General features: G+C 58.1%; 22 protein-coding genes. 11 read left to right on the plus strand and 11 right to left on the minus strand.

All coding sequences use genetic code 11. From position 1 onward, the window contains the following. Nucleotides 1-153: 153 nt before the first annotated feature. Nucleotides 154-702 (minus strand): DUF456 domain-containing protein, encoded by a 549-nt coding sequence (locus SynBIOSU31_RS13395; protein ID WP_186490783.1) that lies wholly within the window; start codon nt 700-702, stop codon nt 154-156. Continuing rightward, nucleotides 699-1,646 (minus strand): 16S rRNA (cytosine(1402)-N(4))-methyltransferase RsmH, encoded by a 948-nt coding sequence (gene rsmH / locus SynBIOSU31_RS13400; RefSeq protein WP_186490785.1) that lies wholly within the window; start codon nt 1,644-1,646, stop codon nt 699-701. Before rsmH ends, SynBIOSU31_RS13395 begins: the two co-directional genes overlap by 4 nt. Nucleotides 1,647-1,690: 44 nt before the next feature. Between rsmH and SynBIOSU31_RS13405 the strand changes: the two genes are divergently transcribed. Then, complete coding sequence (locus tag SynBIOSU31_RS13405) at nt 1,691-2,875, plus strand: NAD(P)H-quinone oxidoreductase subunit H (RefSeq protein WP_186490787.1); 1,185 nt, start codon at nt 1,691-1,693, stop codon at nt 2,873-2,875. Here the strand turns inward: SynBIOSU31_RS13405 and SynBIOSU31_RS13410 are convergent, their stop codons facing one another. Further along, complete coding sequence (locus tag SynBIOSU31_RS13410) at nt 2,876-3,463, minus strand: DUF6790 family protein (RefSeq protein WP_186490789.1); 588 nt, start codon at nt 3,461-3,463, stop codon at nt 2,876-2,878. On the opposite strand from SynBIOSU31_RS13410, the gene SynBIOSU31_RS13415 reads away from it, so the two are divergent. The 3 genes from SynBIOSU31_RS13415 (at nt 3,448) to SynBIOSU31_RS13425 (ending at nt 4,776) form a co-directional block, all read left to right on the plus strand. Then, entirely contained in the window at nt 3,448-3,903 is a 456-nt protein-coding gene (locus SynBIOSU31_RS13415; RefSeq protein ID WP_186490791.1) for an acyl-CoA thioesterase, read from the plus strand. The two genes, SynBIOSU31_RS13410 and SynBIOSU31_RS13415, sit on opposite strands and share 16 nt — an antisense overlap. Before the next feature lie 198 nt (nt 3,904-4,101). Beyond that, a complete protein-coding gene (locus SynBIOSU31_RS13420; protein ID WP_186490800.1) occupies nt 4,102-4,236 on the plus strand; it encodes a photosystem II protein Y in 135 nt (44 codons plus the stop codon). Nucleotides 4,237-4,383: 147 nt separating this feature from the next. Continuing rightward, nucleotides 4,384-4,776, plus strand: coding sequence for a ferredoxin (locus tag SynBIOSU31_RS13425; RefSeq protein WP_186490802.1), 393 nt, complete (start codon nt 4,384-4,386; stop codon nt 4,774-4,776). Nucleotides 4,777-4,780: 4 nt separating this feature from the next. Here SynBIOSU31_RS13425 and SynBIOSU31_RS13430 read toward each other — a convergent pair whose 3' ends face one another. The 4 genes from SynBIOSU31_RS13430 to menA all read right to left on the minus strand — a co-directional run bounded on the left by SynBIOSU31_RS13430 (nt 4,781) and on the right by menA (nt 9,156). Next, nucleotides 4,781-5,467: a phycobilisome rod-core linker polypeptide gene (locus SynBIOSU31_RS13430; protein WP_255477260.1), complete on the minus strand. Its 687-nt coding sequence runs from the start codon at nt 5,465-5,467 to the stop codon at nt 4,781-4,783. A 494-nt stretch (nt 5,468-5,961) separates the two neighbouring features. After that, on the minus strand, nt 5,962-7,209 hold the full coding sequence (locus SynBIOSU31_RS13435) for an AMP-binding protein (protein WP_186490806.1): 1,248 nt from the start codon (nt 7,207-7,209) through the stop codon (nt 5,962-5,964). Further along, nucleotides 7,209-8,186, minus strand: a complete 978-nt coding sequence (locus tag SynBIOSU31_RS13440) for an o-succinylbenzoate synthase (RefSeq protein ID WP_186490808.1) — start codon at nt 8,184-8,186, stop codon at nt 7,209-7,211. Before SynBIOSU31_RS13440 ends, SynBIOSU31_RS13435 begins: the two co-directional genes overlap by 1 nt. A gap of 4 nt (nt 8,187-8,190) precedes the next feature. After that, a complete protein-coding gene (gene menA, locus SynBIOSU31_RS13445) occupies nt 8,191-9,156 on the minus strand; it encodes a 2-carboxy-1,4-naphthoquinone phytyltransferase (RefSeq protein ID WP_186490810.1) in 966 nt (321 codons plus the stop codon). Between the two features lie 69 nt (nt 9,157-9,225). Here menA and SynBIOSU31_RS13450 point away from each other — a divergent pair, with 69 nt between their 5' ends. Next, nucleotides 9,226-10,632, plus strand: coding sequence for an isochorismate synthase (locus tag SynBIOSU31_RS13450; protein ID WP_186490812.1), 1,407 nt, complete (start codon nt 9,226-9,228; stop codon nt 10,630-10,632). Here the strand turns inward: SynBIOSU31_RS13450 and SynBIOSU31_RS13455 are convergent. Genes SynBIOSU31_RS13455 through grxC form a run of 3 tightly spaced genes read right to left on the minus strand, consistent with a single transcriptional unit; the run spans nt 10,618 to nt 13,865 of the window. After that, nucleotides 10,618-12,642, minus strand: a complete 2,025-nt coding sequence (locus SynBIOSU31_RS13455; protein ID WP_186490814.1) for a S9 family peptidase — start codon at nt 12,640-12,642, stop codon at nt 10,618-10,620. The genes SynBIOSU31_RS13450 and SynBIOSU31_RS13455 overlap by 15 nt on opposite strands. 21 nt (nt 12,643-12,663) lie before the next feature. Continuing rightward, entirely contained in the window at nt 12,664-13,587 is a 924-nt protein-coding gene (gene gshB, locus SynBIOSU31_RS13460; protein ID WP_186490816.1) for a glutathione synthase, read from the minus strand. A 23-nt stretch (nt 13,588-13,610) separates the two neighbouring features. Beyond that, nucleotides 13,611-13,865 (minus strand): glutaredoxin 3, encoded by a 255-nt coding sequence (gene grxC / locus SynBIOSU31_RS13465; RefSeq protein WP_186490819.1) that lies wholly within the window; start codon nt 13,863-13,865, stop codon nt 13,611-13,613. A gap of 85 nt (nt 13,866-13,950) precedes the next feature. Here grxC and prfB point away from each other — a divergent pair. The 6 genes from prfB to SynBIOSU31_RS13495 all read left to right on the plus strand — a co-directional run bounded on the left by prfB (nt 13,951) and on the right by SynBIOSU31_RS13495 (nt 17,710). Then, nucleotides 13,951-15,079 (plus strand): peptide chain release factor 2 gene (gene prfB, locus SynBIOSU31_RS13470; protein WP_186490821.1). Its coding sequence is split into 2 segments (ribosomal slippage): nt 13,951-14,025 and nt 14,027-15,079, totalling 1,128 coding nucleotides; the frame shifts between segments, so codons are not numbered across the junction. Between the two features lie 2 nt (nt 15,080-15,081). Further along, nucleotides 15,082-15,282, plus strand: a complete 201-nt coding sequence (locus SynBIOSU31_RS13475; RefSeq protein WP_186490823.1) for a DUF3285 domain-containing protein — start codon at nt 15,082-15,084, stop codon at nt 15,280-15,282. Next, a complete protein-coding gene (gene ybeY, locus SynBIOSU31_RS13480; protein WP_255477261.1) occupies nt 15,279-15,875 on the plus strand; it encodes an rRNA maturation RNase YbeY in 597 nt (198 codons plus the stop codon). Before SynBIOSU31_RS13475 ends, ybeY begins: the two co-directional genes overlap by 4 nt. Then, on the plus strand, nt 15,853-16,326 hold the full coding sequence (locus tag SynBIOSU31_RS13485) for a diacylglycerol kinase family protein (RefSeq protein WP_186490825.1): 474 nt from the start codon (nt 15,853-15,855) through the stop codon (nt 16,324-16,326). Before ybeY ends, SynBIOSU31_RS13485 begins: the two co-directional genes overlap by 23 nt. Nucleotides 16,327-16,329: 3 nt before the next feature. After that, nucleotides 16,330-16,938: an anthranilate synthase component II gene (locus SynBIOSU31_RS13490; RefSeq protein ID WP_186490827.1), complete on the plus strand. Its 609-nt coding sequence runs from the start codon at nt 16,330-16,332 to the stop codon at nt 16,936-16,938. Nucleotides 16,939-17,026: 88 nt separating this feature from the next. Next, nucleotides 17,027-17,710 (plus strand): MBL fold metallo-hydrolase, encoded by a 684-nt coding sequence (locus SynBIOSU31_RS13495; RefSeq protein ID WP_255477459.1) that lies wholly within the window; start codon nt 17,027-17,029, stop codon nt 17,708-17,710. A gap of 8 nt (nt 17,711-17,718) precedes the next feature. On the opposite strand, the gene SynBIOSU31_RS13500 is transcribed toward SynBIOSU31_RS13495, so the two are convergent. Then, on the minus strand, nt 17,719-18,822 hold the full coding sequence (locus tag SynBIOSU31_RS13500; protein WP_255477262.1) for a pyridoxal phosphate-dependent aminotransferase: 1,104 nt from the start codon (nt 18,820-18,822) through the stop codon (nt 17,719-17,721). Nucleotides 18,823-18,914 lie beyond the last annotated feature (92 nt).

The raw sequence follows: 18,914 nt of genomic DNA on the forward strand, positions 1-18,914 counted from the left end.
GGTCATCCATATAATCGCTGCCATATTCCATTTCGGAGGCTTGTTTGTCGTCGTGCCCGTTCTGATCTGCATCTCAACAGCTGCGTATCGCCAACGATTTGGGAGCGAAAACCAGACGGGTCTGATCAGCTCAGAATGATTAGCGAACACTGATTAGCGAACACTGACAATCACGAAACCCGCAATTCCCACCAAAGCCATTACAAACTGGACAATTTTGCTGACCAGCAGTCCAGCGACGACAGCCAAACCAACGACTGATCCCTGGCGCAACGCCTCAAACCAGCCCAGATAACGGGGTTGTTTTGTTGCGACCCAGGTTTCAACCAGCATTGCTCCAAGCCATGGACCCAAGAAGGCCCCCAGAAGTGGACCTCCGAAGGGAAGTGCTGGCAGCAAGCCCAGCACTCCAACGAGCAAGCCCACGCCAGCTCCAGCCGCAGACCAGCGACTGGCCTTCAGTCGTACAGAGGCAAGTCCCAGAGCCAGGAGATCAGCGATGAGACCCAAGCTGAACAACACCAGCGCCAGAACAAGCTCAGGCCAGGCTTGAGTCCAACCCACAGCCCCCATCCAGACAAGCGATCCCACCGGCAACCAAATCAGGCCTGGAAGCAGGGGTAAAAACGTGCCTGGAATCGCCAGGAGCTGAACCAGCAGAGCAATCCACCACACACCATCACTCGTCCAGGACCAGCTCATATTTCAGACCTCGGCTCGGTCAGGCTCGGATCGGGTGGTCGGCGGCGGGCAATTCGCAGCTTGGCGCTGCGACTGCGCGGATTGAGCAGCTGCTCCGCCTCATCAGCTCTGAGTGGCTTCCGAGTGACGCGCTGTAGGCGCTCATCACTGAGAAAGGCGGTCTTCACACGCCTGTCTTCGAGTGAATGGAAACTGATGATCGCCAGCAGGCCATCCGGCTGGAGCCAGTCAGGGGCTTGTTGCAACAAGCGGTCCAGAACCGCAAGCTCATCATTGACCGCGACCCGCAGAGCCTGAAAGGTGCGCGTGGCGGGGTGGATACGACCGCGGCGAGCCTTGGGTGGATAACAGCCAGCCACCGCGTAGGCCAGAGCCGCCGTCCCCGCATAGGCACCGCTTGCGTCCAGATCAGCTTTGATCCTGCGGGCAATCCTCCTCGACAATCGCTCCTCTCCATAGGCGTAGATCAGATCCGCTAGATCCGACTCATCCAGCCTTGCGATCAGATCAGCTGCAGTTTCCCCTCCCCCCGCTTGATTCATGCGCATATCGAGAGGACCATCCAGCCGAAAGCTGAATCCCCGCTGCGCTACATCCAGCTGAGGGCTACTCACCCCAAGATCGGCCAGAACCAGTGCAACAGGGCGAGGAGGGGTGTAGTCGGCGAAATTCGTCGCCACGATCGTGACGCGGTCGCCATGAAGCTCAAGCCGCTCGGCCGCAGCCAAACGGGCGGTTGGATCGTGATCGAGCCCCAGCAGCCGCAGTTTTGGATAGCGATCCAGTAGCAGACCGCTATGGCCACCACCACCCAGCGTGGCATCAATGAACACGCCTGATTGGCGCTGATCACAGAGCTCCACAGCCAGTGTTTGCATCAATGGTTCAGCCAGAACCGGCACATGCATGAAACCCTGAGCGGGGCTGGCTAGCAGATCGGGCATGGGTCCTTCCTAAGATCCCGACACGATTGTTCTGCCACGGCCCCATGACGCAGATGGAAACGCGCACGGAGCCGATGGTGGTCAACTTCGGCCCCCACCACCCCTCAATGCACGGGGTGTTGCGCCTTGTGGTGACTCTCGATGGAGAGGATGTGCTCGATTGCGAGCCGGTAATCGGCTATCTCCATCGCGGCATGGAGAAGATCGCCGAAAACCGAACGAACGTCATGTTCGTGCCCTACGTGAGCCGAATGGATTACGCAGCAGGCATGTTCTACGAAGCGATTGTCGTCAACGCCCCTGAAAGGTTGGCGAATATCCCTGTTCCCAAGCGGGCCAGTTACATCAGGGTGTTGATGCTGGAGCTCAACCGCATCGCCAATCATCTGCTGTGGCTGGGACCCTTCCTCGCTGATGTCGGCGCCCAGACCCCATTTTTCTACATCTTCCGTGAACGGGAGATGATCTATGACCTCTGGGAAGCGGCAACCGGTCAGCGCCTGATCAACAACAACTACTTCCGCATCGGTGGCGTGGCAGCCGATCTGCCTTGGGGATGGCTCGAAAAATGTCGCGATTTCTGTGACTGGTTCGGCCCCAAAATCGATGAATACGAAAAACTAATTACCAATAATCCGATCTTCCGCCGACGCATTGAAGGTCTGGGAATCATCGGCAAGGAAGAAGCCATCAACTGGAGCCTTTCCGGCCCAATGCTGAGGGCCTCCGGAGTGCCGTGGGACCTGCGCAAAGTTGACCATTACGAGTGCTACGACGACTTCGACTGGGATGTGATCTGGGAGAAAGAGGGAGACTGCTTCGCCCGTTACAGAGTTCGAGTGGAAGAAATGCGCCAGTCCCTCAAGATTCTTCGCCAGGCCTGCGACATGATTCCCGGCGGCCCAACGGAAAACTTAGAGGCCAAACGCATGCTCGAAGGCAAAGACAGCGATTTCGCCGGGTTCGACTACCAGTACGTGGCCAAAAAGGTGGCTCCCACATTCAAGATCCCCAATGGGGAGCTTTACACCCGACTGGAATCTGGAAAGGGCGAGATCGGAGTATTCATTCAGGGCAACAACGACGTGACACCCTGGCGCTTCAAGATTCGTGCCGCAGACAGCAACAATTTGCAGATCCTTCCCCACATCCTCAAGGGGCACAAAGTCGCCGACATCATGGCGATCCTTGGTTCCATCGACGTGATCATGGGATCCGTCGATCGCTGATCAGCTCAACCGCCGACGTTCACCTCTGCTGATCCACAGCAGGATCACCACCAGTACAGGGGTCAGGAGATCGGTGTAGAGCACGGTGCCTGCGTTAGAAGGAGCATTGTTCTGATCGACCACAAGCGAGACCACGTGCCCGATCCCGTCAGCGAAATACCAACTGGCGAAGGCGACCATGCTCGCCAGAAGGTAATCACGCTTGCGGTACAGGAAGCTGCTGAAACCGAGGATGCCGATGGTGAGATTGGCGTAGGCCACTTCATTCTGAAAAGGACTGTTCGGCCATCCGATCTGCTCTGCCAGGAACGAGCCGAACACAAGATGCATGAGGAATCCATAGACACCACCCACACCCAGTACCCAGAACGCGATCCAAAGCAGAGAGGCTTCCGACCAACGGCCAAGAGTCCATTGCTGCCGTGTCTGCAAAGCACCGAGCAACAGTGCCAAAAGCAGCGTCCAAACGCCGTAATCGGCCAACAGAAAATGCACCACTCCTCTCATCAGCTCCGTCCACTCACTGATACCAAGATGACAACTACTGCCCAGAGCGACCAGATCATCCCCTAATGGCGAAGCTCCCATGGCTCAACCTGACCAGAACCGTGCGCTTCGGCGATACGGATGCCGCTGGCGTGATGCATTTTCATCAGCTGTTGCGCTGGTGCCACGAGGCATGGGAAGAGAGCCTGGAGCTCTACGGCGTTGAAGCCGACACGATTTTTCCTGGATGTCGTGAGCAGGAACGGTGGCCTGACACAGCGCTCCCAATCGTGCATTGCAGCGCCAACTTCACCAAAGCGGTGCACGGGGGAGATCAACTGCTCGTACGCCTAACGCCACAACAGATTGACCAGGGGTGTTTTGAGGTTCGCAGTCAATTTCTACTGAAAGAGCAGGAAGTGGCCAATGGCTTGATCAGACAGCTGGCCATCAGTGCACAAACGCGTCGACGTTGCCCGTTACCAGTGGCCATCTCACGCTGGATCGAGGCTGCACAAATCGGACAAATCAGGGAGCTGTGAGCTCTAAACCGAGCAAGCCCGCTGCCCGCCGGAGCTCCGGATCCAGCTCAGCTCTTCGAGGCCAATGGCGACACAATTGCGACATCGATTAGTTCAAGAATCTGCAGGCTGATCTTCCATCCGCAACGCTCGCAGCCATCAAAGAACACTGAAAAAATTGGCGCCAAAGCTAATTTGTAAATTATTTTTTGAATGCCGATGGATTTGAGAATTCTGATTGTGGCATTGCCCATTCTTCTTGCTCTGAGCTGGGCCGGCTACAACATTGGCAGAGCTGCGATTGGCCAGCTTCAGATTGCAATCAAGCAATTCAAAACCAATCAAACCTCCTGAACAGAATTCAACTCCTACGTCCGAGCAAACCATTCATCGCTTCTTTAACTATTGGAGTTCTTCTGCAGCATTTTGAAAGTCTCAAACCTCAATATTGCGCAAAGATTGTGCAGATTCACGTTTCGTAAGTGATACAAGTCAACCACGATGTTCGACACTTCTGCGGCATTTACAGCACCTTCAGACGCTGAAACGACGTTTGAAACGACTTTTGAAAGCTCGGCCGCTTTCACTGCACCGTCTCGTAGCATCCCTTCACCCACAGGCTTGGAACCATGCCTGGGTGGCGAACTGAGACTTCAAGCAATCTGGGTGGACGAGAAAGTCTGCGTCGGATGTCGATATTGCGCGCACGTGGCAACGAACACCTTCCTCATGGATCAACAGACAGGCAAGTGTCGAGCAATTCGCCAGGATGGTGATTCAACAATGGTGATCAACGAAGCAATCGATACCTGTCCAGTGGACTGCATTCACTGGATCAGTTTCGAGGAATTAATTGAGAAGAAAAAGGAAGAAATGGCGAGATCCGCTTGTTAGCGCGTCAGCCCACCACAAAAACACTTGCAAAGACTTTCACAATCCCAACAACAATCAATCCCGACAAGATTACAAAGGAAGGAATAATATAACGGAACGCTTTATCAGAGGGGCGTTCGTATAGGACTTTCTCGGCGAAGGACTTCGTAGGACCGAAGTTCAGGTGATCTTCAATCGACATCATCATGTCGTTTGAAATCAACTTTTCCTGCCAATCGTAAGAGTATCGCGGAAGCTCCTGATACACAGGAGCCTCACCAACAGCTCGACCTGGCAATACTCTTGAGATCTCTAGAGGCACAGTGTCGTAACCAAACCTCTGCATGTACTCCTCACTATTGAGGACCAGATCAACAAAAGCTTCGAATCCTTTCTCAGCAATAACAATCGAATAAGTTAATTTTTCGGAGTTGTCTCTCACTTTGCGACCCAAAGCCCTGCCGATGACCTGCTCAACAAGGCGATAATTACTATTGCAAGCGACATAACCACGCATAAAACGGTCCGAAAGCAGAAGACCGCGAATAAAATCTCTTACTGTGATTGATCCGTTTCTTAATTGCGACTCTAGATAGCGATCCTTATCGCTACTCATCGCATGAAAATAAATCTGACGATAGCAACGGTTAATCACATCACCAGCGTTATCAATAACATCCCCTTCAATCGAGGGAGCATCGATCGTGCTCACACGTATATTTTGAGAGGTAGGCCGAAAGGGCCGAAGGGGAACTGGCAACGAAGAAACCCAGTAAAACTCAGAAAAATACCTTAAGAGTTCGTCGATATACCGAGGGGGCAAACCGCAAACTAATTCACAATTCAGATGCTGACCGAGGGCGTTCGAATTAAATTGATACGCGCCTTCGTGGCAAAGGAAACGTGCTCTTTTTGATGGTTTCGTGTTGAGCGAGGGCCTGGCGAACAAGACCAAGGCATCAGCGCCACAAACTCAACAGGTTCAACAGACAGATCCGCCAGTGATTCCGATGAGCACGCCGCTTCAAATCAGATCACAGATGCGGCAGCATCCAGCAGGCGGAATGCAACAGATTAAGCTAAAGATTGATATTCAAAATACAGCGATTGAACAGGCGAATAGATCTTAAAGTGAGGCTTCTAAGTGAACCTAGGATCAAAGACTAAAGCAAAGATTCAGAGCGACTGAGTTAATGACTGAGCTGATTATTGAGTGAATTGTTGAGCTTCCAACCAGTTCTGCCATCGCGCACGCTCCCACTTCCCTGCGGCAGAGCATTCCAGTCCCTGGCACTGAACCCAATGCAGAGGGCGTTCGGGCGCGGGCCAATCGGACACCAAGCTGCGCAAGCGGTCGAAAGCGTCCGACGACACGTCAATCGACGACCAACGAACGAGAGCCACCAATCGTTCACCCCACTCACGGTTCACCAACCCCAGCAACAGCACGGCATCGAGCGGCAGCCCTTGCTTGCGGGCCTCCGTCAGCAGCCGCTGTTCCAGTTGTGAAGGAAACACTGTGACCCCACCTGAATGGATGGCGTTGTCGATTCGCCCAAGGAGATACAGCTGGGGATCCGTTGCTGATCCTGCAAGCTCTGCCAGATCAGCTGAATGCCACCAACCAGTCGCGTCCGACAGCGCGCAAAGTCTTCCTGATCCATCAATTCTGGCCACAGCCAACCGGTCGCAATGCACGGCCAGAGCTCCTCGCTGATTCAATCGCAAACGCACCCCGTCAAGGGATCGTCCACAACCACCCGTCCCCGCCAGAAAATCAAGCGGCGCCTGGGCCGTCACCATGGCGGCAGTTTCCGTCGCGCCATAACAAGGGGCAAGCCTGATGCCCAGGTCCCGCGATTGATCGGCCAGATCGGCTGGCAAGGCTGCACCACCAACCCAGATCACCGCCATTTCACCCAACCATGAGCGTCCACAGGGATCGGCTAGAAGCCGCCGCAATTGGGTGGGCACCAGCGAGAGCACCATCGGACGCCGCTGCCAAGCTGGATGACGAAAGCTGTATTCGAGAAGCAGAGCAGGCTGTTTGATCAGAGCGGGGGCGATCCAAGCATGATCTGCGCCCCACTGACGGGCACGCCACCAAGGCATCAGACCGCTTACGTGCTGAAACGGCAGGGGATTCCAAACCAGCGTTGAGGCTGGCTCCAAGCCGATCGTCTCCAGCCACGACCCGCAGGCCTGGGCAGAGCGGTCCAGATTCGACAAAGGGTGGAGGCAGAGCTGTCGGCCACCGCTGCTACCACCTGTTGACAACACCACTCCTGGCCCAGGAGGCCAATCAAGTCCATCCGCAGCCAGGGCTTGTCGCTCCGGCTGAACGCCGGAAGGAAGCAGACGCACCCAAACGTGTTCAGCCAGGTCCGACTCGAGAATCGCAGCAGCCTGACCAGGCTGGGCAGGGTCACAGTGCAGATCCTTCAAACAGGACATCAGCAATCCAGCGCGGCCGCAGCCCAAACCTGCTCAGGATCAGAACTGAATAGGCGACCTTCAGGACGCCAACCTGGCGCCAGTCCAGGAGCCACGGGAGTGGGGCCTCGCTGCTGAAGCCCTGCCATCAACGCCAGCCAGCGAAAGCCGATACCGGTTTCGAAGACGGTACTGAGCATCAGCCGCGGCCGGCCTTGCTGCAACTGGCGCAGCAAGAGTCTTGGGTCTCCCTCCAGCAGTGGTCGCCGCACCTGCCAACCCTGCCACTGCTCCCGCAGAACCGGATGCTTCAACAGCGACTCATCCAGGGCGACAGGAACCCGCTTCGCCAAATCCTGCAGGCCTTGCAGATCGTCCACTGCCAGTGGCTGCTCCAGCCAATCCAAACGGGGATCGCCCTCCAGAACTCCAGCCCATCGATCCGCCTCGGTCCGAGCCCAGCCGGCATTGGCGTCCAAACGCAGACGCGCCTCGTGCGGCAGCCGATCCAAAAGCCTGGAGAACAACGACCATTCCTGATCCAAGTCCGCCGCTGCCACCTTCCACTTCACAGTGATGGGCTCACCCACTGGATGAGTCGCTAGCAGTTGGTCCAGAGTCGGCAGCATGGCCGGACCAGCGGGCAGCAAACATGCCGAGCTCGGAGCAGGGAGCCAGGACGGAACAACGCCATCCAGCTCCGCCAACGAAGCACCGAGCGCAAAGCCGACTTCAGCCGGGAGCTTCGGCAGCAGTGCCTCGAGCTGATCTCGCTTGCACTCCACACCCTCAGCGTTCTGCCATGGAGATAAAGCCCTTGCACAGGCAGGACGGTGCTCTGGATCGAGCGGAGCCACCTCACCCCAGCCCACCTGGCCGGAGATCGCACACGTCAAACGCAACAACCAACCCTCACGCAGCTGCCAAGCACCTGAAGCAGTCCGCAGCGGACGCGAGAGTGAATAGGCATAGGAGCGGATGGCCAGTTGCAGCGTCATGAGCTCAGCTGGGCAACAGAACAGGGGAGCCGAACCATGGACCCAGGCCTAGACCGATGCTCAGGCCGAGGCCATTCAGCGCCTGAAATCGCAATGCGAGGAACTTGCTGCCTGTGATGCGTTCAGGCTCGTGATGATGCATGCGAAGCAAGCGGATCAACGAAGAGGCCGCGGGTAACCCCAAGGCTCCCAAAAAAGCGGTGAGTGGCCAGTCGCCATGCAGTACAGGTGCCCATTCCAGAGCGAGGGTCCCTGCAACGAACCAAGGCACCAAGGACGCTGCCCGCGCAGTACCCAAGCGCACCACTGGAGACCGCTTGCCATGCGCCGCATCCTGCTCAACCTGATGAAAATGCGAACAGAACAACACCAGCGTGGTCGCCAAAGCAGGGCCGGACCCAAGGACCAGAGCGGTCTCCCAGGGGACGACATCTGTCGCAGGGGCGATCACCAACAACGCAGCTGCGGTAGCGAAAGGACCAAACGCGAGCCAACACAGCGGTTCACCCAGCCCCTGGTAGCCAAGACGAAATGGGGGTCCTTGGTAGAGGTAGCCGAGAGCACAACTCACCAGCACCAGCACCAGCACTCCAAGGCTGCTGCTGCGTGCAATCCACAGCATCAGCAAGAGTCCCATCAGCAAAGCAAGCGTGGCCAGCCGCTGCACAGGACGTGACCTTCCGATCAGCGCCACGACCGAATGGGGCTTGCCCTGGTCATCGATGCCGGTCTCGGCATCAAAAAGATCGTTGCTGAGGTTCTCCCAGATCAGCAACAGCACCGCTGCCAGCAGAAAAACGAAGCCCTGGACCCAGCGCACCGGCAAACCTGCACCCAGGCGCCATCCTGCCGCAAGCAGCACTGGCATCACCGCAACGGAGTACATCGGCCACTTGATCGCTGCCTTCCAGAGACGCCGCCGAGCATCGTCGCGAGAGTAAAGGGTTGCAACAGCCTGTTGATCTGGCATGGACTGGACTCGTGGAGCCCTCTTCAAGACTCATACATTTGAGCAGTAATCCTTCGTTCTGCCGTCAAGATGTCGGCCGCACCCCACGACAGTTCACCTGCGGTGCCCTTCAGCGATCTGCTGGAGCGTGCCATGCGCGTCTGGGATCAGCGCCAGATGGACGACGGAGTTGTCGGCTTGGCACTGCCACTGCAGGGCCTAGATCCACTGCTTCAACTCGCTGATCTCGAAGATTCCGACCCGTTCCGTTTTCTCTGGGATGGAGCACCAGGACTCTGTCTTGCAGCTGCCGGCCGCTGCCATCAACTAGAGCTGTCAGGTCCCAAACGTTTCGAGCTGGCCCAGCGTTTTAGTGATATCACGCTCGGACGCATCCTCGAGGGCACGCCCGAAGCACCTGCTCAGGCCCGCTCTCGCATCCTGCTGGCCTTCTCCTTTTTTGAGCAAAGTGGAGAACTCCAACCCCAGGGCAGCATGCCCTCGGTCCAGGCCGTTCTGCCTCGCTGGCAACTGAGTCGTCATGGACGCCACGGTTGGCTGCGCCTGCACGGCATCGCGCAACAGGCGAGTGATGTGCGCTCACTGACGGAGTCGCTCTGGCTGATGGCGGAGAAGCTGCAGTCTTGGAGGAGCTGGCCAGGCCAGAGCTCAGGCAATCTGAGTGGCAGGATCACTCCAGGCGACTGGGAGCGGCGTTACACCAGTGCGCTGCAGCGAGGTCTGGAACTGGTGAATGGTGGTGAACTGCACAAGCTGGTTCTCGCTGTGCGCCACTCAGTGAGCCTGACCTCACCTCTGGATCCATTGCTGTTGCTGAAACGCCTGCGCTATCAGCAAGCAGGCAGCTGCCGGTTCCTCTGGCAACGCAACCAGCAGGACAGCTTCTTCGGTGCTTCACCTGAGCGACTGCTGAGCTTGCGCAACGGGCAACTGCGTTGCGATGCACTTGCAGGCACTGCCGGTCGCAACGACCATGCCACCTCGCTGCTCAACTCCGACAAGGATCGGCGCGAGCATGAACTGGTGGTGCAGGCAATCACCGAACATCTCAGCGCCCAGGGACTACAGCCACGGCGGCCGCGCAGTCCGCAATTGGCCAGACACGGCCAACTGATCCATCTGCATACCCCGATCACGACTCCAGCTCCGGGCCAATCGCCTCTTGCTCTGGCTGGCGTGCTCCATCCCACTCCGGCTGTGGCAGGCCTACCCAGACGAGAAGCGATGAACTGGCTGCGCAGTCTTGAGCCATTCGATCGCGATGGCTATGCAGCACCGATCGGCTGGATCGACAGCGCTGGCGACTCGGAACTGCGTGTTGCCATCCGCTGTGGCCACGCCCGCGGTACCCAGCTCGACCTCACGGCCGGAGCTGGGCTAGTGCGTGGCTCGGTGGCTGAACGTGAGCTGCAGGAAGTGGGGCTCAAGCTCACTGTGCTCGCCGATCAGCTGGATCTGGTGTCAGGGGGTCGGTGAGGAGCGCAGTCGCCAATCCATTGACGACTGCTTGAGCACATCACCGAAGGGCTCCACGCGCCCACCGATGTGTTGATGAAGAAAGTGCTCCTCTAACGCTGCCCAGGCCAACGCATTCCGGGGATTGGCCCAGCCATGCCCCTCATCAGGAAACACAACAAAATCAATCGGCAGTTTGCGAGCCGTCATTGCAGCTGCGATGGATTCACTCTCTTGCAAGCTGACCCGCGGATCATTGGCACCGTGCCCCAACAAAAGAGGGCGTTGAATCTGATCCACATGATTGATCGGAGAAATGGCATCGAGGTCTACATTGCCGACACCAATCATGCGTTCAAAATTGATGCGAATGGCTGCCCAATAAGGAGGAATCGCTGCCAACAATGTGCGGAGATTAGAGGGTCCAACTTCTGAAACCGCTGCGGCAAACAGCGTTGGATCGCGCGTCAATCCTGCCAAAGCTGCATAGCCGCCATAGGACGCGCCCTTGATCACCAGTTTGTCAGGGTCAGCAATACCCTGATCCACCGCCCAGCCAACGGCGTCGACCAGATCATCCTGCATCTTGGCGTACCACTCACCTTCTCCTGCCAGCAGATGCGCCTTTCCGAAACCAGTGCTGCCGCGATAGTTCACACTCATCACGTGATAGCCCCGATTAGCAAGCCACTGATGGGTACGGTTCAAGCCCCAATAGTCTCTGGCCTGAGGGCCACCATGCACTACCAGCACAAGGGGCTGCGGCCCATCACTGGCGAGGGGCGTGCGCGTTAGATAGGCAGGAATCCGACGGCCATCCCGGGCCTTGAGGTCGAGGCTTTCCATCGACGCCAGGGTGTAATCGTCCAGTTTTGGCTGAACTGAAAACAGCCGTTGATGCTGACGGCGATCTCGATCCCAGAGCCAGAATTGCTCGCCCTGACGATCGGAACCGACCAGAACCAGCCATAGTCGATCTTTCCTGTCGCGATCGAGGACCGTGAACTCATTGGAGCCAACCAAACGTTCTAAGGCGTCGTAATCGGAGCGCAGCGATGGATCTAAAATGAAACGCTGACTGCGCAGATCCGTTTCGACCAGCACCGAGGGCACGCCAGTCTCAATCGTGCTCATTGCGATGCCCAACGCTCCACTCGTTGCACGGTGCACCACTTCAAAACGGCAGTCGGTCGTGCAGCGTTCCAGCTCCTCACGACTCCAGCGCACAAGGCGAGGTTTGTCTTCCCCCTTGCTCAGTTGCCCATACAGCCACTGACCATCACGGGTGAACCCTGCAAGCCCAGACAGGCGAACATCTTCGAAATCGAATTGAAGAAAGGGTCGCCACTCCTTCTCACCAGGTAAACGCAGCTCATAGGTCTCGCCGCCATCGGCCAATTCCTCGGTGCGCAGATAGGGATGCCACTCACCATTGAGGCGGTCCACTCCAACAGGTCGACCGTCGTCAACTTGATGAAGGAGTTTGCGCTCTCCACTTGCAATATCAAGCACATAAAGATCGAAATAGCGAGGATCACGATCATTGAGGCCAATCACCCATTCGCCCGGCACATCGCGATCTAAAGCAATGACACGCGCAAAGACACCAGATGGTGGCGTGAGATCAACCATCTCCCCTGTTTGCGGGTCAATTCGGACCAGCACAGTGTTTTCATCCCCCTGTGCATCTCGGCCAGAGATCAAAAAGCGGCCATCATGCGTCCAGGTAGCACTCTGTTGCGGCCGATCCGTCTTCCGGGTCAGCAGACGGGGCTCTTCACGCCCAGCCAGATCACAGACCCAGAGGTTGAGGACTCCTTGGTAAGGAGCGAGGTAAGAGATGCGAGTGCCGTCGGGGCTGAGATCAACCCCGACGATTTCCGGGTTCCCGAACAACACCTCACGCGGAATGAGCGGCGGTAACGAGCTCCCCTGAACCGGGCGCCCTGAGATCGTCAAACTTCCCGCAAGACAAATCAGAAGAGCTGCCCCGCAGCGCAATCCTTGAATCAACACAACCTGGACCGGCATTCAGCCTTCAATTGTGATCGCTCAGAGCAGATCGCGCAGACGAGCGATCACCTGATCAGCAAGGGGCTGATTCATCAGTCGTTCCACCTCACGGATGCCGGTGGGACTGGTGACGTTGATCTCGCTGAGCATGCCGCCGATCACATCGATACCGACAAAAAACAAGCCTTCGGCCCTCAGAGCAGGCGCCAGGGCCACACAGATCTGGCGTTCCCGCTCACTGAGTTGCGTTGCTTCCGCTTGACCACCAACCGCCAGATTGCTGCGGAATTCTCCAGCGGCTGGCCGGCGGTTGATGGCACCCAGCGGCTCACCATCCACCAGCAGGATGCGCTTGTCGCCCTCACTCACCGAAGGGAGGAAACACTGAGCCATCACGGGCAATCGTTCCTGCTCTGTGACTAATTCCAGAAGCGCCTTGAGGCCAGGTGCCTGAGATGACACACGGATCACTCCAAGCCCTGCACGGCCTCCCAGAGGCTTAAGCACGATCTCGCTATGCGCTTGGGCAAAGGACTTCAGCTCACTCACCCTTCCGGAAACGAGCGTGGGTGCCATCCATCGACTGAAACGCAATGCCCCGAGCTTTTCATTCCAGGTGCGCAGTGAATCGGGACGATTCAGAACACGAACACCGGCCCGTTCGGCGACATCAAGAAGATGGGTGGCATAGAGATAGGCCTCGTCCACTGGAGGGTCCTTGCGCATCCAGATCACCTGGAATGTGGCAAGCGGCAGCCGTTCACGCTCACCGGCGGTGATCCAGGGCTCAGGCTGAACCGGCATGGCCATCGCCAGAGGTTCATCGCCAAGCGCGATCAGATCAGCCGGAGTGCAAGCCCAGACCTCCAGCGCGGATCTCGCCGCGGCCTGCATCAGCGCAGCGGTGGAATCCTTAGCTGGATTGATCCGATCCAGCGGATCCAGCACGAACAGATGACGCATGAGCAACGGTCGTGTCAGAGAACTCAGGAGAGCAGTCCATCCAGTTCACCGCCGCGCTCGAGGGCGTGCAGTTCATCACAGCCACCAAGATGGCGATCGCCGATGAAAATCTGAGGAACGCTGCGGCGGCCATCACCTCGGGCTGCCATGGCATCGCGAGCCGGCTCATCGCCATCAACGGAAAACTCGGTATAAGTGACGCCTTTGCGATCCAACAGCTGTTTGGCTCGGATGCAGAAGGGGCAAGTGCGCCAGGTATAGATCTCGACGCTCGGCATGGAGCCCTCATGACGGGACAACGATCTTATGCAGGCAAGGAGATTCCGCACTGATAAGGTCGCAAAATCCGTTCAACGCCCACCGTTGCTCGACCTCACCGACTTCAAGCGCGACCTCTCTGAGCTCACTGATCGCCTGGGCAATGCCCAGGACTGTCTTTGACGTACCTGCACTGAAGGCCAGACAGCAGGACCTCGAACAACTCGCAGCCCAGCCTGACTTCTGGAACGACCAACAGAATGCCCAGAAGCAAATGCGTCGCCTCGATGAGGTGAAGGCACAGCTGCTGCAACTCACGACCTGGCAAGGAGCTGTGGGTGATGCCCAGGCCACACTCGAGCTTTACGACCTGGAACCCGACGACGACATGCTCGCCGAAGCCCAGGGGGGCTTGGACGAACTGCGCAAAGAACTGGATCGCTGGGAGCTGGAGCGCCTGCTCAGCGGTGAATACGACAAAGAAGGAGCTGTGCTCTCGATCAATGCCGGAGCCGGTGGAACGGATGCTCAGGACTGGGCTCAGATGCTGCTGCGGATGTACACCCGCTGGGCCGAAGACCATGACATGAAGGTCACGGTTGATGAACTCAGCGAGGGGGAGGAAGCAGGAATCAAGAGCGCCACGATCGAAATCGAAGGGCGATATGCCTATGGGTACCTGCGCAACGAAAAAGGCACCCATCGCCTCGTACGCATCTCTCCCTTCAACGCCAACGACAAGCGCCAGACCAGTTTCACAGGCATCGAGGTAATGCCGAAACTCGAGGAGGAAGTCGAGCTCGATATTCCAGAGAAAGACTTGGAAGTGACCACCAGCCGCTCGGGCGGAGCCGGTGGACAGAACGTCAACAAGGTGGAAACCGCAGTACGCATCCTGCACATCCCCACAGGACTAGCTGTGCGCTGCACCCAGGAGCGCTCCCAGCTGCAGAACAAGGAGAAGGCCATGGCCCAGCTCAAGGCCAAGCTGCTTGTGATCGCCCAAGAACAACGGGCCGCAGAGATCGCCGACATTCGAGGCGACATCGTGGAGGCCGCCTGGGGCAATCAGATCCGCAACTATGTCTTTCACCCGTATCAGATGGTCAAGGACCTGCGCACCCAGGAGGAAACCAACGATGTGCAGGGCGTGATGAACGGCGATCTCGACCCCTTCATCCAGGCGTTGCTGCGCCAGGGTGTCGACAGTCCCGGACAGGATGAGGACAGCTGACCATGAGCTCAAAGGCCGACGGCATCGAGACTTCGACAGAGAGCACCCCGACCACACCACCGCCCAGCTTCGTGAAGCAGGCCATGCGCAACATGGTCCGCAAGGGCAGCAAAAGCCTGTTTCATCTTGGGCTCACGGCCGCAGGGTTCGTCGGCTTCATCCTTGTGGTCGCCTGGCTAGGGCGTCCAACGCTGCCTCAGTGAGCAGCGGACGGGCTTTTGCCATCGATCTGGCTTTCACCCCAGCGGAACAGCAGCTGATCCAGTCCGCAGAAGGGACGGAAGCCCATCGACGTCTCAGCCAGGGAGACACCTGGGCAGAGACCCTGGATCTCTGGTTGAAACACCTCATCACCACAGGCGGCGACACCACTCCAAGACAGCTGCTGGACTGCGAAGAAATTTGTCTTGGCCTGCAGTTTGTGGATGATGACCAGATCACTGCTTTGAACGAACGCTGGAGAGACAAGCCCAGAGCCACGGATGTGTTGTCTTTTTCAGCACTGGAAGCGGACATGCCCCCTGACGGCAGCCCCAGCGTTGAGCTGGGAGACATCATCGTGTCGGTACCGACTGCTGAACGTCAGGCTCTCGAGCAGGAGCACAGCCTGGAACGAGAGCTCTGCTGGCTGGTGAGCCACGGGCTGCTGCATCTACTGGGATGGGATCATCCCGATGATTCGAAGCTGGAAGCGATGCTGCGATGCCAGGAGCAACTGGTTGCCATGGCCGGTATCGTTCAACCCCACGGTGAGATCAACTGTGAATCAGCAGATGAAATCACTAAGGAACCCTGACGATGGAGCTCCGTTGACAGAGGAGATCAGCCAACGCAGCACCCGACGTGCCCACCACGCTGCCCATCGAGGAGCCTGGAAAATCGCTGGAGACCTGCCGTCCAGCTTCCGCTATGCAGCTCAGGGGCTGGGTTACGGCTTCATCAGCCAACGCAACTTCCGCATCCACCTGGGGATTGGCAGCGTCGTGTTCTTCCTGGGTCTGTGGCTCGGGCTGCCAGCGATTCAGTTGGCCGTGCTGGTCTTGACAGTGGCGGCCGTACTGGTGCTTGAGCTGCTCAATACAGCCATTGAATCGGTAGTGGATCTGGCCATCGGACGGCGCTTTCATCCTCTGGCCAAAATCGCCAAGGACTGCGCAGCAGCAGCGGTTCTTGTGGCGGCCATCAGTTCTCTGGTCGTTGCCCTGCTGCTGGTGCTGCCGCCCTTGATTCTTCGACTCGGCCTCTAAACGATGCTGCTTGTTATCGACAACTACGACAGCTTCACCTTCAATCTGGTGCAGTACTTCGGGGAGTTGGCGGCTCAGCATCCTCTGGCCCAGGATCTGCGCGTTGAACGCAACGATGCGCTCAGCATTGCCCAGATCCGCAACCTCAGTCCCGATGCCATCCTGCTCTCGCCTGGGCCCGGAGATCCCGATCAGGCGGGAGTCTGCCTGGATGTACTGAAGGAACTATCACCAACTATTCCCACCCTGGGTGTCTGTCTGGGCCATCAGGCTCTCGCTCAGGCTTACGGAGGCAAAGTCGTGCGAGCCGCAGAACTGATGCATGGCAAAACCTCTCCTGTGTTGCATCGCGGCGAAGGCGTCTTCGCTGGACTGCCTCAGCCACTCACTGCCACCCGTTATCACAGCTTGATCGCTGATCGGAGCAGTCTTCCGGACTGCCTGGAAGTCACTGCATGGCTGGAGGACGACACCGTGATGGGACTGCGTCATCGCGAGCATCACCATCTCCAAGGCGTGCAGTTCCACCCAGAAAGCGTGCTGACGGAGGCTGGGCACAACCTGCTAGCGAACTTCCTTCGAGTGGCTGAAGGGCGCATTCAGCACTGCTAGCTTCCTGTGCCAGCAGGCATCCTCCCCCATGACAGTCTTCCTGAAACACCAGGGTCCTGGGCAGGCCATCTTCTCCCTGACCGCATCCATGCTGGTGGCCGGATTCAGCGCCACCGGCGTGCAGGCGGCAGGCATCTCAATCACCAGCTACGGGCACAGTGCTCTGCTGATTCGTGGTGGCGGCCAGTCGGTGCTGGTGAATCCCTTCCGGGCCGTCGGCTGCGCCGCGGGGCTCAGCGAACCGCGCGTCAGCGCCAGTGTGACCCTGGCCAGCTCCGAGCTGCCGGATGAAGGGGCACGGATTGGCGGTGGCACCTACCTTTCCAAGCCAGGGTCCTATCGCGTTGGCGGCATGGATTTGGAAGGATTTTCCGCTCCGCATGACCGGATGGGTGGACGTCGTTTCGGTAACGCCACGATCTGGCGCTGGCAGCAAGGAGGCCTGAACTTTGCCCATCTGGGAGGAACGGCTGCGCCGCTCAGCGGTGAAGACAGGGTGCTGCTGGGTCGCCCTGACGTGCTGATCATCGGCGTTGGCGGTGGAGGAAAGGTGTACAGCGGCGAAGAAGCAGCCGAAGTGGTGAGGCAGCTCAATCCACGCCGGGTGATTCCTGTGCAATACGTGAATGGTGAGGCTCCGAGCGGCTGCGATCAAGGCGGGGTTCAGCCCTTTCTGGATGCGATGGGCGGTACACAGGTTCGAAAGGTTGGACCCACCCTCTCCCTGCCAGGCAGCCTGAACGACAGCACAGTGATCGAGGTGATGCGCTGAGTGTCCGCTCAGCGCTCAAGCTTTCGATAACACTCCCAGAACCTCTGCATCTGCTCCTGGGTACCGATGCTCACGCGCAGAGATCCGTCGATCTGTGGCTTTCCGGCCATGGAACGCACCAGGATCCCAGCATCCCTCAATTGCTGCTCCACTTGCTGAGCGGAAAAACGGGGCCAGACCAGGAGATAGTTCCCTCCGTCGACATGGAATACAGCACCAGAACGTGTCAGCTCAGTTACTAGGTAGTTACGTGCTCGTAACACCTCAGCCACATAGTGATCGGTGTAGGCCTGGTCAGACAGTGCAGCGAACGCCGCTGTCACCGCGAAGCTGTTCACGTCATAAGGACCGCTCACCCGGCAGACCCGATCGACCACCTCCGCCGAACCGATCGCAAATCCCATGCGCAGGCCGGCCAGACCGGCGGTCTTGGCCAGGGAGCGCAGCACCAGCAGATTGGCGTGCTCGGCGAAGTCCACATGCGGCAGCACGCTGTCCCCAGTGAAAGCCTCGTAGAGCTCATCGACCACCACCAGCGTGTCGGGCGCAGACGATGCCAACAGCAGCACGTGCTCTGCGGAGAGCCGCGTGCCGGTGGGGTTATTGGGATTGCAGAGCATCAGGATCTTCGGCCCACGCTGCAAGGCCGCGCGCATCGCCTCCAGCGGGAAGCGAAAACCTGGCAGCTCATGAGGCACCGCCTCGACGACCATCCCCTGCATCCCGGCACATGGGGCGTAATACCCGAAGGTGGGACTGGTGGTGAGCAAGGTGTCTCCAGAGGCGCCATAAGCGTGAATCACCGCATGAATCGCAGCATCCACCCCGTTGAAAAGACCCACCTGCTGCGGCAACAACGCATGCGCCAAGCCCGCAGGCGAGTCCTGCAAATTGCCGATCACCGCCTCGCGCAGTCCGTCGTACTCGGGATACACCGCGATCTGATCAGCCGGAAAGGCCCGAAGTGCTTCAACAACCGCAGGGCTGGGGCCGATGGTGTTCTCGTTGAAATCAAGCCGAAGCAATCCGCGGCGCCCCTCTAGTGGTGCGCTGTAACCCCTGAGGCGCTCAACGTCAGGGCGTGCTGAAGGCGAGGGAGTCGGTGCGGTCATACCCATCAACCTTGCCAACGAAGGTCAACCAACAAGCTATCGACCTTCCACTCATCCCAACAGTCGTGACAATCATGCCGATGATGGGAACA

Source organism: Synechococcus sp. BIOS-U3-1, assembly GCF_014279975.1.
Taxonomy (GTDB): domain Bacteria; phylum Cyanobacteriota; class Cyanobacteriia; order PCC-6307; family Cyanobiaceae; genus Synechococcus_C.

Excerpts from the sequence above, each read along its gene's own strand:
- SynBIOSU31_RS13395 (WP_186490783.1), bottom strand. The coding sequence starts at position 702 with ATGAGCTGGTCCTGGACGAGTGATGGTGTGTGGTGGATTGCTCTGCTG.
- rsmH (WP_186490785.1), bottom strand. The coding sequence starts at position 1,646 with ATGCCCGATCTGCTAGCCAGCCCCGCTCAGGGTTTCATGCATGTGCCG.
- SynBIOSU31_RS13405 (WP_186490787.1), top strand. The coding sequence starts at position 1,691 with ATGACGCAGATGGAAACGCGCACGGAGCCGATGGTGGTCAACTTCGGC.
- SynBIOSU31_RS13415 (WP_186490791.1), top strand. The coding sequence starts at position 3,448 with ATGGCGAAGCTCCCATGGCTCAACCTGACCAGAACCGTGCGCTTCGGC.
- SynBIOSU31_RS13410 (WP_186490789.1), bottom strand. The coding sequence starts at position 3,463 with ATGGGAGCTTCGCCATTAGGGGATGATCTGGTCGCTCTGGGCAGTAGT.
- SynBIOSU31_RS13420 (WP_186490800.1), top strand. The coding sequence starts at position 4,102 with ATGGATTTGAGAATTCTGATTGTGGCATTGCCCATTCTTCTTGCTCTG.
- SynBIOSU31_RS13425 (WP_186490802.1), top strand. The coding sequence starts at position 4,384 with ATGTTCGACACTTCTGCGGCATTTACAGCACCTTCAGACGCTGAAACG.
- SynBIOSU31_RS13435 (WP_186490806.1), bottom strand. The coding sequence starts at position 7,209 with ATGTCCTGTTTGAAGGATCTGCACTGTGACCCTGCCCAGCCTGGTCAG.
- SynBIOSU31_RS13440 (WP_186490808.1), bottom strand. The coding sequence starts at position 8,186 with ATGACGCTGCAACTGGCCATCCGCTCCTATGCCTATTCACTCTCGCGT.
- menA (WP_186490810.1), bottom strand. The coding sequence starts at position 9,156 with ATGCCAGATCAACAGGCTGTTGCAACCCTTTACTCTCGCGACGATGCT.
- SynBIOSU31_RS13450 (WP_186490812.1), top strand. The coding sequence starts at position 9,226 with ATGTCGGCCGCACCCCACGACAGTTCACCTGCGGTGCCCTTCAGCGAT.
- SynBIOSU31_RS13455 (WP_186490814.1), bottom strand. The coding sequence starts at position 12,642 with ATGCCGGTCCAGGTTGTGTTGATTCAAGGATTGCGCTGCGGGGCAGCT.
- gshB (WP_186490816.1), bottom strand. The coding sequence starts at position 13,587 with ATGCGTCATCTGTTCGTGCTGGATCCGCTGGATCGGATCAATCCAGCT.
- grxC (WP_186490819.1), bottom strand. The coding sequence starts at position 13,865 with ATGCCGAGCGTCGAGATCTATACCTGGCGCACTTGCCCCTTCTGCATC.
- SynBIOSU31_RS13475 (WP_186490823.1), top strand. The coding sequence starts at position 15,082 with ATGAGCTCAAAGGCCGACGGCATCGAGACTTCGACAGAGAGCACCCCG.
- SynBIOSU31_RS13485 (WP_186490825.1), top strand. The coding sequence starts at position 15,853 with ATGAAATCACTAAGGAACCCTGACGATGGAGCTCCGTTGACAGAGGAG.
- SynBIOSU31_RS13490 (WP_186490827.1), top strand. The coding sequence starts at position 16,330 with ATGCTGCTTGTTATCGACAACTACGACAGCTTCACCTTCAATCTGGTG.
- SynBIOSU31_RS13495 (WP_255477459.1), top strand. The coding sequence starts at position 17,027 with ATGCTGGTGGCCGGATTCAGCGCCACCGGCGTGCAGGCGGCAGGCATC.
- SynBIOSU31_RS13500 (WP_255477262.1), bottom strand. The coding sequence starts at position 18,822 with ATGACCGCACCGACTCCCTCGCCTTCAGCACGCCCTGACGTTGAGCGC.